General features: G+C 33.1%; 14 protein-coding genes and 1 riboswitch. Of the genes, 3 read left to right on the forward strand and 11 right to left on the reverse strand.

Going from position 1 to position 13,955, the window contains the following annotated elements; all coding sequences use genetic code 11:
* Window positions 1–116: 116 nt before the first annotated feature.
* Window positions 117–308, reverse strand: a complete 192-nt coding sequence (locus tag KM149_RS11770; RefSeq protein WP_060830441.1) for a hypothetical protein — start codon at window positions 306–308, stop codon at window positions 117–119.
* 1,034 nt (window positions 309–1,342) lie between these two features.
* Here KM149_RS11770 and KM149_RS11775 point away from each other — a divergent pair.
* The 3 genes from KM149_RS11775 (at window position 1,343) to KM149_RS11785 (ending at window position 3,150) form a co-directional block, all read left to right on the forward strand.
* Complete coding sequence (locus KM149_RS11775) at window positions 1,343–1,828, forward strand: GNAT family N-acetyltransferase (protein ID WP_425353684.1); 486 nt, start codon at window positions 1,343–1,345, stop codon at window positions 1,826–1,828.
* A gap of 131 nt (window positions 1,829–1,959) precedes the next feature.
* Window positions 1,960–2,304 carry a hypothetical protein gene (locus KM149_RS11780; protein WP_214896758.1) on the forward strand — a complete coding sequence of 115 codons (345 nt, stop codon included), beginning with the start codon at window positions 1,960–1,962 and terminating at the stop codon, window positions 2,302–2,304.
* 372 nt (window positions 2,305–2,676) lie between these two features.
* A complete protein-coding gene (locus KM149_RS11785; RefSeq protein ID WP_060830444.1) occupies window positions 2,677–3,150 on the forward strand; it encodes a hypothetical protein in 474 nt (157 codons plus the stop codon).
* A gap of 614 nt (window positions 3,151–3,764) precedes the next feature.
* On the opposite strand, the gene KM149_RS11790 is transcribed toward KM149_RS11785, so the two are convergent.
* From KM149_RS11790 to xpt, 10 genes are all read right to left on the reverse strand, one after another.
* On the reverse strand, window positions 3,765–4,466 hold the full coding sequence (locus KM149_RS11790; RefSeq protein WP_096547250.1) for a S8 family serine peptidase: 702 nt from the start codon (window positions 4,464–4,466) through the stop codon (window positions 3,765–3,767).
* Entirely contained in the window at window positions 4,453–5,058 is a 606-nt protein-coding gene (locus KM149_RS11795) for a DUF3885 domain-containing protein (protein WP_096547248.1), read from the reverse strand. Before KM149_RS11795 ends, KM149_RS11790 begins: the two co-directional genes overlap by 14 nt.
* A 14-nt stretch (window positions 5,059–5,072) precedes the next feature.
* The gene (locus KM149_RS11800; RefSeq protein ID WP_105989224.1) at window positions 5,073–5,819 is read right to left on the reverse strand and encodes an SAR2788 family putative toxin; all 747 of its coding nucleotides are present in this window, start codon (window positions 5,817–5,819) and stop codon (window positions 5,073–5,075) included.
* A gap of 1,114 nt (window positions 5,820–6,933) precedes the next feature.
* A complete protein-coding gene (locus KM149_RS11805) occupies window positions 6,934–7,479 on the reverse strand; it encodes a hypothetical protein (protein ID WP_165546168.1) in 546 nt (181 codons plus the stop codon).
* A gap of 230 nt (window positions 7,480–7,709) precedes the next feature.
* Complete coding sequence (locus tag KM149_RS11810) at window positions 7,710–7,907, reverse strand: hypothetical protein (RefSeq protein WP_050346245.1); 198 nt, start codon at window positions 7,905–7,907, stop codon at window positions 7,710–7,712.
* Window positions 7,908–8,146: 239 nt separating this feature from the next.
* Window positions 8,147–8,491, reverse strand: coding sequence for a terminase small subunit (locus KM149_RS11815; RefSeq protein ID WP_342589315.1), 345 nt, complete (start codon window positions 8,489–8,491; stop codon window positions 8,147–8,149).
* A gap of 138 nt (window positions 8,492–8,629) precedes the next feature.
* Window positions 8,630–10,171, reverse strand: coding sequence for a glutamine-hydrolyzing GMP synthase (gene guaA, locus KM149_RS11820; RefSeq protein ID WP_214971933.1), 1,542 nt, complete (start codon window positions 10,169–10,171; stop codon window positions 8,630–8,632).
* 22 nt (window positions 10,172–10,193) lie between these two features.
* Window positions 10,194–11,660, reverse strand: coding sequence for an IMP dehydrogenase (guaB, locus tag KM149_RS11825; protein ID WP_182280896.1), 1,467 nt, complete (start codon window positions 11,658–11,660; stop codon window positions 10,194–10,196).
* A gap of 36 nt (window positions 11,661–11,696) precedes the next feature.
* Window positions 11,697–12,965, reverse strand: coding sequence for a xanthine permease PbuX (gene pbuX / locus KM149_RS11830; RefSeq protein WP_182280895.1), 1,269 nt, complete (start codon window positions 12,963–12,965; stop codon window positions 11,697–11,699).
* Window positions 12,965–13,546 (reverse strand): xanthine phosphoribosyltransferase, encoded by a 582-nt coding sequence (gene xpt, locus KM149_RS11835; protein ID WP_182361743.1) that lies wholly within the window; start codon window positions 13,544–13,546, stop codon window positions 12,965–12,967. The genes pbuX and xpt overlap by 1 nt, the downstream gene beginning before the upstream one ends.
* A gap of 184 nt (window positions 13,547–13,730) precedes the next feature.
* Window positions 13,731–13,833, reverse strand: a riboswitch (purine riboswitch).
* Window positions 13,834–13,955: the final 122 nt, after the last annotated feature.

The raw sequence follows: 13,955 nt of genomic DNA on the forward strand, positions 1-13,955 counted from the left end.
AAACAACAAAATAACGTTACTTAATGCGTTATCGTCTCGCCAACCGACGTTGACAAAGAACCTCACTTTCTTATGATGTATCTTATCTTTTTTATCATATCTGCTATCAATCCTATTTAGCTTTTGTGTTTATTTCTTATTTCTTTTAAATTAGCGATACCGACAATAATAGGGAGAGAAGCAATAGTAAAGCTAGATAAATACCCTGCACCAATAGCAAAATAAAAGAACATAAAGGATAAAATTCCAATTACAATTAACATTCTATTATAGGCGGCGTTATGAGCTAGTTTAGTTTTTTTAGACATATTCAATATCTCCTCAAAGCCATTAATTTGTGTCCTCTCTATTTGACATATCTAAAATCATGTCCTTAAGGTTTATTGTGTCATATCCTCCAATCATTATTCGACCTTGATTGTTAAAATATGAACTAACATGAAAGCGGTAGACTTTTTTACCTTCACAACTATTTTAATAATTAATTATAATGATGATAGATGAACTTTCTGCGTCGCTAAAGCATTTCTGAAGTATTCATTATGATCGATAAAAATCATAGTGGGGCGCGCATTTGATAATGTTTCTATCAGTTGATCTACCACACAATAATCTAAATAATTCGTAATCTATAAATATAGAAAAATCACGTAATGGTAACACTTACTTTTCAACATTATCAATGAAGGATTGCTTTTCTTCAATTTTTCTTTCGTTTCTTATAATAACCGCCTTAGACCTTTTCATATGTTTAGCGGCTCTTGATTTGTCAAAAGCAACTTTATCGTTATTTTCAAGCGAATGCTCCAAAGCACTCATGTTTTTAGAAACTTAATAGAGCCGCTTAATTTCCTTTTTAGGAGATTCATTTTTCTTGAACAATTTTATCAGCGTTTTTTCTCATATTCCCATGTTTCAAGGTCACATTTACAAGCTCAATATTATTTTTTGTTAGTCACTAAAACATCATCAATGGTTTTATTTAAAAGTTTTTATTCTTACTTTCTAGCAAAATATAAAGATAACTGAATCTAACAATAACTACTGAGATTTAGACATGTTATGGTTTTTCTAATTATGAAGGGTTTCTTTTATAGATACATATACTTGCTATATTTACTTGTGTGAATGTATTGTTAAACTAAGAAAGTAAGCGTTTTTATGATTTGCCTATTTTGTGCGCAGATTCTATAAATTCAACATATTCGGTCTAATTCTCACGCGTGATTCATTCAATGATAATAAAAATATGACATAGTGGTAGGTGCTCATTATATGAACAACAAAAATTTATCTTTTACAACGAATCGATTAGAAATACGGCCTCTGAAGAACAGTGATTATGAAAGATGGTTATGATAGAAAGCCTTCAAAACATAAATATGATGACGGGCTTATAGACATGTCAGAATGTACAAAACCTTGGTTTAACGGACTTGTCAAAAAGCATCAAGAATTTATTGAAAATGACCAAATGTATATTTTTGCTATATTCGATAAGCATAATCAACAACATTTAGGTATGATTGATATCGCAACGATAAGACGTGAAAACTTTCAATGGGGCGAATGTGGTTACTTTGTACATAATCAGTTTTGGCGCAATGGCTATGCCTATGAAGCAATTAAAAAAATACTCTATATAGCGAGTAGTGTTCTTAAATTCCATAGACTTGAAGCTCACGTAAATATAGACAATATCCCTTCGATCAAGCTATTAGAAAAATCTGGTTTTGAATATGAATGTACTCGAAAGAATTTTATATATGAATTTGAAGGATGGACGGATAATCATATTTACTTTATCAACTTAGAGGCTGAAAATTAAAAAATCATTTAAAGAAAAGAAGGAAAGAATTAAGTCTTATTTTTTAGCAAATTAAGTAGTGAGTTGTTGTTGAAAAATAAATAGTGAGTAGGTAGTAAAAGGGGCCCAGCTCTAATAGGAGAAATAACTTAGTGAGTGATTTGGTTAAAACTCTGAAGCTTCCTATTATAACTGACTTAGGTTTATATCATTCTTCTTTCGATAAGAATGATAGTTTAATTGGTGATTTAATTGACTGCTTAAAAGGTCTTAGAAATGCTATAGCACATAATAGGGGTTTATTTGACTGTAGATTCAAAGAAAATAACGTTGGAAAACAACTTACAGAATATTTTAATATTAAAATGAATGTGAAAGATATCCATTTTAATAGAATTGTTGACTATTTAGCAGTAATTATCTTAATAAGCGCTTCCTTAGGTTATAATAAAACAGAACTAAGAAAAATAGTTAGATCTTTTGAAGCAAAATCTTAATGAATTAAGGCAAAGCCTTAATGTAAGTACTTATGATAAGGTTATAGGTACAGATGTACTCAATAAGTTAAGGCAAATTAATCATTATATAAATAATTTTTCTTGATATGTAGTTAATGAAAATGTATAATCATAAACAAATAGCGGTACACATCTGCGGAGTGTACTTGAGGTTAACTGTTGCGACGGTTGCCTCTTTTTTTATATAAAAATCTCTACTCACGCATATTTACGTTATCCCTATTGGTTTATATAAGTTCCACAACAAACAAATGAGACGGCATGGGAGTCGCTGAAAAACAAGTCAGAGTTTTCTACTCAAACACGTATTGCCACATATGAAGCTAATTTAAAAAGAATTGGAGATTAATCATGGAGATTAAACTTAAAAATCTAGTAGTTCAATTTGACTTAAACAGTGAAACTCCTTATTTTCAAGTTGAAGATAATTACAAAATAAGATGGGATATTGACTCGATTCAAAAGAGAGACCTTGCAGAAATAATAAGATTATCGTTTAAGTCAAAGATTAATAGTTCATTCCTATCAAAAATTATCTCACCTTATTGTAAAAGAGAGGTGACTCGACTTGGATGGTATATTAATATAAAAAATTGGCGTGAAAATATTCATTGCGGTTATGAAAAATATATCATTTCTAGTATATACAATATAGATGTTACAGAAGTGTTAAATTATTGCATGTATATCAAGAACAGTCAGATTCAACCTTTTATCATTTTTTATGATGATAAATCTTTATTAAAGATTGGTGTTGATACGATTGATGTCATTAGCGCTTCTGAAGAATTGATTAAAATGTTAAATACTAAGTTAAATTTTTAATTCATATATCATGGAAGCACGATACAATTTGTAATATCGTGTCAGACTGCCGACAAAGACTGCGGACTTGTCGGCATTTTTAGAGCGTCCGGGATGGGTAACAACTTGTCGATGAAAGTCCGTTACAGGCTTGATAATAGGAACTGTTAGCGAAAGACAAGGGTGTCCATTGTGAAGTGGAATCTGAAGGAAATCGGACGCAAACACTCGCACCGATGAACAGAAACATTATACTAAGGCTATGTAGAACAGTAGCTCAAAAGTTCGCAAATTTTATCAATTTTTAGCATTACGTATTCAACGCTAAACAAAAAAGGCTAGAAACCGCATCACAACGGTATCTCTAGCCTTTCATTTATACTATGTTATTATTCCCACTCGATGAAATGAGTGTTTTTCGCTAGTTTATATTAACTTATAACAATTGATATTACAGTGTTTTTACAGCTAAATACTTCTCATCAATTAACATCACTTCATAATTAACGTATTCAATTACGTATTCACTGCCTGCAACGTGTGAGATTATCTATGCTGTAATTGGAAGCAGAACCAAAGTGATTCTCAGCTTTTAACTTTTGTGTAAATATAATTATTATAGTTTTTGTAACTAATTAATTTAACTCATTAATTAACTTAAGGATTTCACCTTTGTCCATGTTTTTCAAGTCTCTTTTACATACTTTAACCAAATTATTAGACACAGATGCTGTAGCCATAGAAGTATTTTCAACGTTATTAGACAACTTTTTATCAACCGAAATATATACGTCGGCATCATCGTTAGAATTAAAAACAGATTTTGAACCATCCTTATTCAATACTCCAACCGATATAGTTTCATTATATGCAGCTGGAAATTCTTGACCTCCAAAAATATCGTTACCGTTAGCTGCTACAATAATAATACCTTTTTCATGAGCCTCTTTTATCTTTTTATGTAACTCAGGATAATTTTTAGTAAATCCATAACTCATATTTATAATGTCTACATCATGTTTAATTGCCCAATCAAGTGCTGAAATAGTATCCGCCACTCTTCCGTTGCCATAACGGTTCAAAACTTTAGCATCATAAATAACTATATCAGCTCTATACTCTATAATCTTTGAAATTTTATTAGCGTGTACGCTATTTCTATAGTTATCTAAAGTGAAATCACGAGATATTACATTGCTATTAATAGCTTTCTTTTCAATCCCTGTATCTAGAACTGCAATTTTAGTCTTTTCATTCTTGCAATTATAGTTCAAACATATGAATATAGATGATAAAATTAGTATTATTAATATTAAATAAATTTTAATCAATTTCATCGCTTACATCAAACAAGAGGTTGCTGTATTTTTGGGAGTAATTTATATATGACTGCTTATTTATAAAATATAGCCAAAGCCCCCTATCATCATACAAATGGTACAATATGCCTCTTTCACTATCCATTAAATATATATCTAAGTAATTATCTTTCTGATTAATCGTCGGGAATAAACCTTTAAAATCTTGATTGCAAATCGCTCTCGCTAACTTTTTATAATTTAAATCCTTCAAACTTTTATTTTTATAAGCAAACACAAAACACTGAATGCCTTCATTGTTAGTATATTCTCTAAAACTTGGTGTTTCGTCATTATTGAAATAACTAAACTTTTCTTTGAACCTAGTTTTTTTAAATGAATTCCCATATAAATAATATACTAGAACTATATCAATATTATTACTTTGATGAAATAAATCTTGTAAGATTTGAATTGAGTTTCTATGAACTATTGTAAAATAATTTTTGTTAAAGCTTTTTCCATCATCTGAAAAAGGATATTCACCTTCACTTAAATCTAAATGAATTGCATTTTCGGCTTCAGAAAAATTTAAATCACTTACTGACATACAATTAATAATATTATCCATTTTTATAAATCATCCTATTTACGAAGTATTTTTCCATCTTTAGTTAAAGTCGCTTTTCTTGTACCGCTTTTATCCAACAATTTCCAATACGATCCTCCATGAGACTGTCCTTTATTCCTTGAAATTGACCACCCAGTTTTAGGATCTCTATAAACTGGATTTTTCCCCTTTACTTTTTGTGTAAATTTTCCGATATCCACTCCTTTACTAGTTAGAAGTCTAGAGTTTATTCCTTTCGCTACTTTATGCGTATTTGATTTTATAGCGTTATTCACTGCTTTTTTACCATACTTTTTAATAGCCCATTGGATACCATATCTTGCAGCCATAACTGCCACTACTACTAAAGGTGCAGCAGAAGCCTCGGCCAATCTTGTATCAAATTCATGCTCCTCACCAGTTGAATTATCTATTAAAAATCCAGCTATATCTTCTTCATCCGCATAGGTTAAATCAACAGTATAATCTACTTGTTTAGATTCTTCTAAATTAGAGATTTTCCCAGATAAATTAATGTCTCCTGTATTGAAGTCATTAGTTAATACAGTATCTAAATTTATTTCATCATTATTTATTGATGCAGAAAGACGTGATACTTCGCCAGTTTTATTCTCACTGATTTTTGTGTTTTTAACGCTTTTATTTACATCTATATCTTCTTTGATAATTTTATTAGATGCATTCGTATTTGAACTCCCAATCCCAGATAAAATCAAGGACATTATTATTGTACATATAAACACTTTCGAAAAAATTTTCATATTGATCCCTCCTAGATATTTTAAAATATCATAATATACTTTCAATATTCTTTCATATCTATATACGAGTAAATATGCAATACGAAAATTTAAGTGCACAGTTGTTATACTTTAAAAGACTTTATGCCCTTGAAGAACGTTTCTATTTTATTGTGAAAGTGTTTCTCCCTATACAAACTTACTTTTTTAATACTCGGATGTATTTCGATTTTTCTCTTATATAGCTTTGTAAATCGTACAGCTAAATTTAAAATATTATACTTTTTACCACAAGAATTCTTGTAATAGTCAAATTTATACTTCAATTATGACTTTAAATATATTAATTACACTACAAACGTAACATTGTTCGTAAGCTGCTCCATAACCATTACTTCATCTACTATTAAACATGCTTATTTATCTAAAATTTTTCTCTCAATTACCCAATATTAATAACTAATAAACAATTTTTGAGACACTGGTTCTCTTAAATTACAGTAAGTTTAATTATATGAATATCGAACAAAAAACTATACGAAGCTGCGAAAAATTTAATTATCAAAAGGTATCCTAAAGCTGGGGTTGTTATAACTCCAGCAAGTTCTGCCAATTCTTTGTTCTCTAGCTCTTTCTTGAATATCTCCAATTAAATCTTTAGCGTTTAACATGATGTCATATTTAACGAAATTAACGAATCGTTCATACAGTCTTTTTAGTGTACTTATATTCATCACAAATAAAAAAAGACCCTTTTACAGGTCGCTTTAACGATGAGTGAGAATTTTATAAGTGGTTAGCCACAAGATACTTAATTTTACCCATTCACTGATTTCTAAAACATAAATAAAGAGCCGTATTAAATTACGACTCCGATATCAGTAAATATAACCCAACATGAGCTATGTTTATTTCAAAGGACAAAACACCCATCTTAAATTATGGGGGTTAATTTATTTCTTTTTGTTATTAGATGAAAACAAGAATGCTCCAAAAAACAGTAAAGGGAAAATAACAAACAAGCGAGCATCAAATGTATTCTCCCCAATAATAACAGGTAAAGATATATAAATAATAAAAGTTATTACTAAAAACGCCAAATAGATTTTTTTATTGGTGCTCATCACAAGTACACCTACAATACAATAGCAATGAATGCTCTAGCTACAATATAAGCAAATTGTTTATTGAAACCAAAATTATTAGTTAATCCTGTAGCTATACCATCAGCTAAATTACCTTCAAACCCCGTTAAAATGTCACAAAACTTATTAATACTTTGATAATGGAACATAACTAACTTTGTGCCAGTAGTATTTTCTATTTTAGCAACTAATTTATTCCAAGCTTTCTCTCCAATTTTATTAACAGTAGCTCTTATAGCTTTAGCTCCAGCTTTCGCCGTTATAGTAGCTTTACCTCTCTCTGCTACCCCATTTTTATAATCTCTAACTTGTCCTTTTAATTTTTCAGCCACACTCGGATCTTTAAAGTCTTGTTTACTATTATCTATTTCTTCTAATAAAGCATTTCCAATTTTTTCTCTTTGTTTCATTTCCTCATCAACTGCTTTAACAGTTTCAGCATTAGCTTTACCTGATTCTACCGTAAAATAAACAGGCCCAATCAAAAGAGAGGTCGCAATACTAGCAGTGGCAATTTTTCTTAAGTTTTTGTACATTGTAAAAACCCCTTTATTCAGGATTTAAACAATCCCTTAATAAACATCCCGATATTTAGCCTATCATATTATCGTTTTCTTTCAACTGTATTATTGATATCTAAACACTAATTCTTAATTACATAGTCCGCTTTAGCAAATTCACATCATATTTAACACAAAAAACCTTTATTAAAAACCACCCTAAATAATAAGGGTGTTCACATATTAAAAATAATTCTATTAATATATCAAAAACCTTTTCTTTTGATCTGCCTAGTAAGAAATACAACAATTAATATTCCATGTATAATCGTTAATCCTTTGAAAATAGGCGAACTAAATGAAATGAAAAAAGCTGTCAGTATGATTTCAAGTAAAAACACAAAAATTATTATAGCTAATAACGTTTGTTGCGATTTAGGCATGTTATGATCTTTTCCGCTCATAATAAACCTCCTTAACTGGATAAGTTTCATTAGATAATATACTATCATTTGAATTAACAAAGTCCAAACTTGGACTCTGCTAATCACTGTTGTTAATAACGCCAGCAAGCTCTTCCAATTCTTTTTTTCTCTAGTTCTTTCTTGAGTATCCCCGAATAAATTTTTAACATTTAACACTGTATTCAATTTTCCATAAAAAACCACCACCTAATAAAAGGCAGTGGTTCTGCATTAATCATCTACTGAATATCATCAACAAATTCTGGCGCTACAAGACTCACATCTAATTTATCTGTAAATAAGCTATGATACTTTGCTAACATTTCACGCGCTTTGTTACGATCACTTATTTTAGCTGGTACATCAATCGTTTCTACATGCTCGTTATAAATTACGTTCATTCTATTTGTATCTGGGTTACGGACATACTCACCACGTTTAACGACAACTTCTCTCGTTTCAGTTTCTTCTCCTATTGCAGTTCTACTCATTAAATACAATAACTCTTTGACTTCTAGTATACCCTCATCAAGTATCTTTTCTTTTTGACCCTTAATGTAATTTTGTATTTCAACATTCTTCAACAGTTTATTGACAACTGAAAATGTATCTTAGGGCTATACCTTACATTTATAGCGGATTGCGTAGCATTAAAAGTACAAACAAAAAGGCTAGAAACCGCATAACAACGTCGATTCTAGCCTCTCATTCATACTATTTAATTATTCCCACTCAATCGTACTTGGTGGCTTAGATGTGATGTCGTAAACAACGCGGTTAACGTGATTGACTTCATTTACGATACGTGTTGAGATTTTTTGTAAGACTTCCCAATCGATGCGTGCAAAGTCACTTGTCATCCCATCAATCGATGTGACTGCGCGGACACCCACTGTATAGTCATAAGTACGGTAGTCTCCCATGACCCCCACCGAGCGAATGTCTGGTAATACTGTAAAGTATTGCCAGATTTCACGTTCTAGACCTTCTTGGCGAATGACCTCACGTAAAATCGCGTCTGATTCACGTACGATTTCTAATTTGTCTTCAGTAATTTCACCAAGTACACGGATACCTAATCCTGGGCCTGGGAATGGTTGTCTCCATACTAAATGTTCTGGAATACCTAACTCAATTCCTAGAGCACGCACTTCATCTTTAAATAATGTATTAATCGGTTCAATTAATTCGAATTCCATGTCTTCTGGTAAACCACCTACATTGTGGTGAGATTTAATTGTTTGTGCTGTTTTTGTACCAGACTCAATAACGTCCGTATAAAGTGTCCCTTGTGCTAAGAAATCGACACCTTCTAATTTTGACGCTTCATCATCAAAAACATAAACAAATTCATTACCAATGATTTTACGTTTTTTCTCTGGATCAGAAACACCCGCAAGTTTCGACATGAATCGGTCTTTAGCATTTACACGAATGATGTTCATGTTAAAGCCTTCACCGAATTGTTCCATTACCATGTCGCCTTCACCTTTACGTAAAAGTCCATGGTCAACAAAGATACATGTCAATTGATCACCAATCGCTTTGTGTAATAATACCGCAACAACAGATGAATCAACACCGCCACTCATCGCACATAAAACTTTGCGATCTCCTACTTTGTCACGGATTTTTTGGACTTCAATATCAATGAAGTTTTCCATTGTCCACTCACCTGTACATCCACATACACGACGAATAAAGTTGCGTAGTAAGTCATTACCAAATTCTGTATGACGCACTTCTGGGTGGAATTGTACACCATAAATACGACGTTTTTTATCTTCAATCGCTGCATATTGTGTACTTGGACTGTCCGCAATCACTTCAAAACCTTCTGGAATTTCGATCACTTTATCAGAGTGACTCATCCAAACAGTTTGTTCCTCAGGTAAGCCAAAGAACAACTCGTCAGATTTTGCATTGATAATTGCTTTACCATATTCACGTTCATTGGCACGTTCAACTTTACCACCGAGTAATTTCGTTGTCAGTTGCATTCCATAACAAATACCTAAAACGGGTACGCCTAAATTATAGATTTCAGGATCAATCGTAAAAGCATCTTCAGCATAAACTGAGTTAGGACCCCCTGATAAAATAATACCTTTAGGGTTCATTTTTTTGATTTCTTCAATTGGCATTTCGTGATCGTGTAATTCACTATAAACGCCCATTTCACGAATACGACGCGTAATTAATTGGTTGTATTGACTACCAAAATCGAGGACAAGAATGAGTTCTTGTTCTTTTGCCATTTCCATACTATTTGTACTCCTTTACCAATTAGAATGAGTAGTTTGGTGATTCTTTTGTAATTTGAACATCGTGTGGATGACTTTCTGCTAAGCCTGCCGCACTCATTTTCGTAAATTGTGCTTCTTCACGTAATGCTTTGAGGTCACGTGAACCTGTGTAACCCATACCGCTCTTAACGCCACCAATTAATTGGTAGATTGTATCTTGTAATGGCCCTTTGTAGTCAATACGTCCTTCAACGCCTTCTGGTACGTATTTTTTAGGTGTTTTGTCTTCTTGGAAGTAACGATCGTTAGAACCACTTTCCATAGCGCCTAATGAGCCCATACCGCGGTAAACTTTGTATTGACGACCTTGGAAGACTTCCACCATACCTGGACTTTCTTCTGTACCTGCAAGCAAGCTACCTAACATAACAGCATGGCCACCTGCAGCTAACGCTTTAACGATATCGCCAGAGAATTTAATACCACCGTCAGCGATAATCGTTTTACCGTGTTTACGTGCTTCTGTTGCACAGTCATAAACAGCTGTAATTTGAGGAACGCCGACACCCGCTACGACACGTGTCGTACAAATTGAACCTGGTCCGATACCCACTTTCACAACATCTGCACCCGCTTCAAACAATGCTTTTGTTGCTGCAGCAGTCGCAACGTTACCTGCAATCACTGTAATTTCTGGGTATTTTTCTTTAATCTCTTTAACTTGATTAATAACACCACGTGAATGACCGTGTGCTGTATCAATAACTAATGCATCTACACCGGCTTCAACTAATTTTTCAGCACGAATGCTTGTATCTTTTGCGATACCGATAGCAGCGGCAACAAGGAGGCGACCGTGACTATCTTTTGCTGAATAAGGATATTCATGTACTTTTTCAATATCTTTAATTGTAATTAAACCTTGTAAAACACCATCTTCAACAAGAGGGAGTTTTTCAATTTTATGGTCTTGAAGAATTTCTTCCGCTTCTTCAAGTGTTGTACCAACTGGAGCTGTAATTAAATTTTCTTGCGTCATGACATCAGAGATTTTAATTGAAAAATCTTCTATAAATCTTAAGTCACGGTTTGTTAGGATACCAACAAGTTGACGTGATTCTTTATTATCTACAATAGGAACACCAGAAATACGATATTTGCCCATTAATGCTTCCGCTTCATAGACGCTTTCTTCAGGCGTTAAGAAAAATGGATCTGTAATGACACCATTTTCTGAGCGTTTCACTTTTTGTACTTCATCTGCTTGATGCTCAATGCTCATATTTTTATGAATAACACCTAAGCCACCTTGCCTTGCCATAGCAATCGCCATTTTAGACTCTGTTACCGTATCCATCCCTGCTGATACAATTGGAATATTTAATTTGATTTTTTCTGATAATTCAACACTTAAGTCTACTTCTTTTGGCAACACATTTGATTCTGCTGGAATTAAAAGTACATCATCAAAAGTGAGTGCTTCTTTTACGAACTTGTTTTCCCACATATTATTTACAGCCTCCATTCAAATTATTACTTATTATTATTTCACATTTTTATCGTTTTGTTGAGCGTTAATACCATTAAAAAATAAATTCAAGAGGATTGCTGATATTGTCCCTAAAACAATCCCATTTTGTGTAAACCATGCAAACTGATCTCCTAGTGCTTTAAATGCTTCAGGTACTGCTGTGATACCTGCACCTAGACCGACCGATATGGCAATAATCAACAAATTATTCTGATTTTTAAAATCAATATCATTGAGAATACGTACACCGTATGCCATGACCATACCGAACATTGCCAACATCGCACCGCCCAGTACAGAGAGTGGAATAATATTAGCCAATGCGCCCAGTTTAGGGATACAGCCACAAATGACTAATAAAATAACCATGCCGTAAATGACATCATTTTTCTTAACACCTGAAAGGGATACAAGACCCACGTTTTGAGAGTAAGCAGTGTACGGGAATGCATTGAAGATAGCACCTAAAGTAATCGCCATACCTTCTGCCATATAACCTTTTCTAAAGTCTTTACGTTCAAGTTTCTTACCAGTAATTTTACTTAAAGCATGGTAAACACCTGTTGATTCGATCAAACTCACTAATGCGACGATGAAAAAGACTAATGTTGCACCAAAGTCAAAAGCAAATCCTGTAAATCTGAACGGCTTAGGTAATTCAAACCAATGGGCTTGTCCTACTTGAGCTATATCAATTAACCCAAATACACTTGCTAAAATAGTACCTAAGATTAAACCTAACAAAATGGCAATGGATTTTAAGAAACCACGCGCAAAGCGTTGTAAAATCAAAATAATAATGAGTGTCGCAAAACCGAGTAAAATGTGTTTTGGATCACCATAATCTTTTGCACCTTGACCCCCTGCAATATAATTCATTGCAACAGGCATCAAAGTGATCCCAATAATTGTAACAACACTTCCAGTTACAACAGGTGGAAATAGTTTTACGAGTGAAGCAAAAAATGGTGCAATTAAAATAACTAATAAACCAGACAGAAAGAGTGACCCATATAAAACGTCAATACCTTTCGTTTGTCCGATTAAGATCATAGGTGCAACCGCAGTAAAGGTACATCCTAAAACAACAGGCAATCCTATACCGATACCACGATAGACTTGTAAAAATGTCGCTACACCGCACATAAAAATATCGACTGTGACAAGATACGCAATTTGTTCATTTGTAAAATGTAAGCTTGTCCCAACAATAATCGGAACAAGAATCGCCCCTGCATACATCGCTAATAAATGTTGTAAACTTAACAAAAATCGCTTCATCATTCTGTATCTCCTACTAGAGTTACTTTATTCCCCTTTAATGAAGCAACTTGGCATAACGATGATACAGTTAAGCCTGCCTCTTCTAATCGTGAACGTCCTTGTTGAAAACTCTTTTCTACTAGAATTCCCACACCCACTGTTGTCGCTCCTGCTTGCTCAACCAAACGATGTAAGCCTAACGCAGCTTCTCCATTGGCTAAAAAGTCATCAATAATCAATACTCTATCTTCTGGAGATAAAAACTCTTCAGAGATAATCACTGTATTCGTTTTGTTTTTAGTGAATGAATGTACATCTGTTTGATAGTACCCTGCGTTTAATGTGCTTGGTTTCGCTTTTTTGGCAAACAAACAAGGAACAGTAAAACGATGCGCTGCCATAATGGCCGGTGCAATCCCTGATGCTTCAATCGTCAAAATTTTAGTCACACCTTGGTCTGCGAACTGATTATGAAACGTTTGACCTATGTCATACATCAAGCCAGCATCGATTTGATGATTTAAGAATCCATCGACTTTGAGAATCTTTTCATCAATGACAACACCATCTTCAATGACCTTTTTTCTTAATGCGTCCACTCCTATTCCTCCTCGATTAAAATGATATCAAAAATACCCAAAACTAAAGAATGACGTTTTAGGTATACGAGTAATAGTCATACAGTTGTAAAGTGGCGCTATAACAGGTCTCCAACCCAAAATATTGTGTGACAATTCGAAAATATACGAACAACGGGATTGAAAGGATAAATTAAGCACGCTACATCGATGTACCATTACTCATAGTCATGTCGTTTAAGGCAACATGGTAGAAACTTCTAAAGCCGTATTCTTCAGATTATATGAGCTTGATAAATTATCTACTGATAATAGCAAATTTAACCCTCTTTCGCAATAGCATCGTCCTAAATCTATTGTATTCAGAAATTTATGGAAATTCGTTGCGTAAAGTGCTGTTTAAGCGCATAATAGCATTATAAAACCGTTT

The organism is Staphylococcus coagulans, from assembly GCF_022557135.1.
Taxonomy (GTDB): domain Bacteria; phylum Bacillota; class Bacilli; order Staphylococcales; family Staphylococcaceae; genus Staphylococcus; species Staphylococcus coagulans.

Bases quoted from the DNA above. Each gene is read 5' to 3' on its own strand.
- KM149_RS11790 (WP_096547250.1), bottom strand. From the start codon at position 4,466: ATGAAATTGATTAAAATTTATTTAATATTAATAATACTAATTTTATCA.
- KM149_RS11785 (WP_060830444.1), top strand. From the start codon at position 2,677: ATGGAGATTAAACTTAAAAATCTAGTAGTTCAATTTGACTTAAACAGT.
- KM149_RS11770 (WP_060830441.1), bottom strand. From the start codon at position 308: ATGTCTAAAAAAACTAAACTAGCTCATAACGCCGCCTATAATAGAATG.
- guaA (WP_214971933.1), bottom strand. From the start codon at position 10,171: ATGGAAATGGCAAAAGAACAAGAACTCATTCTTGTCCTCGATTTTGGT.
- guaB (WP_182280896.1), bottom strand. From the start codon at position 11,660: ATGTGGGAAAACAAGTTCGTAAAAGAAGCACTCACTTTTGATGATGTA.
- KM149_RS11775 (WP_425353684.1), top strand. From the start codon at position 1,343: ATGAAAGATGGTTATGATAGAAAGCCTTCAAAACATAAATATGATGAC.
- KM149_RS11800 (WP_105989224.1), bottom strand. From the start codon at position 5,819: ATGAAAATTTTTTCGAAAGTGTTTATATGTACAATAATAATGTCCTTG.
- KM149_RS11795 (WP_096547248.1), bottom strand. From the start codon at position 5,058: ATGGATAATATTATTAATTGTATGTCAGTAAGTGATTTAAATTTTTCT.
- KM149_RS11805 (WP_165546168.1), bottom strand. From the start codon at position 7,479: ATGTACAAAAACTTAAGAAAAATTGCCACTGCTAGTATTGCGACCTCT.
- pbuX (WP_182280895.1), bottom strand. From the start codon at position 12,965: ATGAAGCGATTTTTGTTAAGTTTACAACATTTATTAGCGATGTATGCA.
- KM149_RS11810 (WP_050346245.1), bottom strand. From the start codon at position 7,907: ATGAGCGGAAAAGATCATAACATGCCTAAATCGCAACAAACGTTATTA.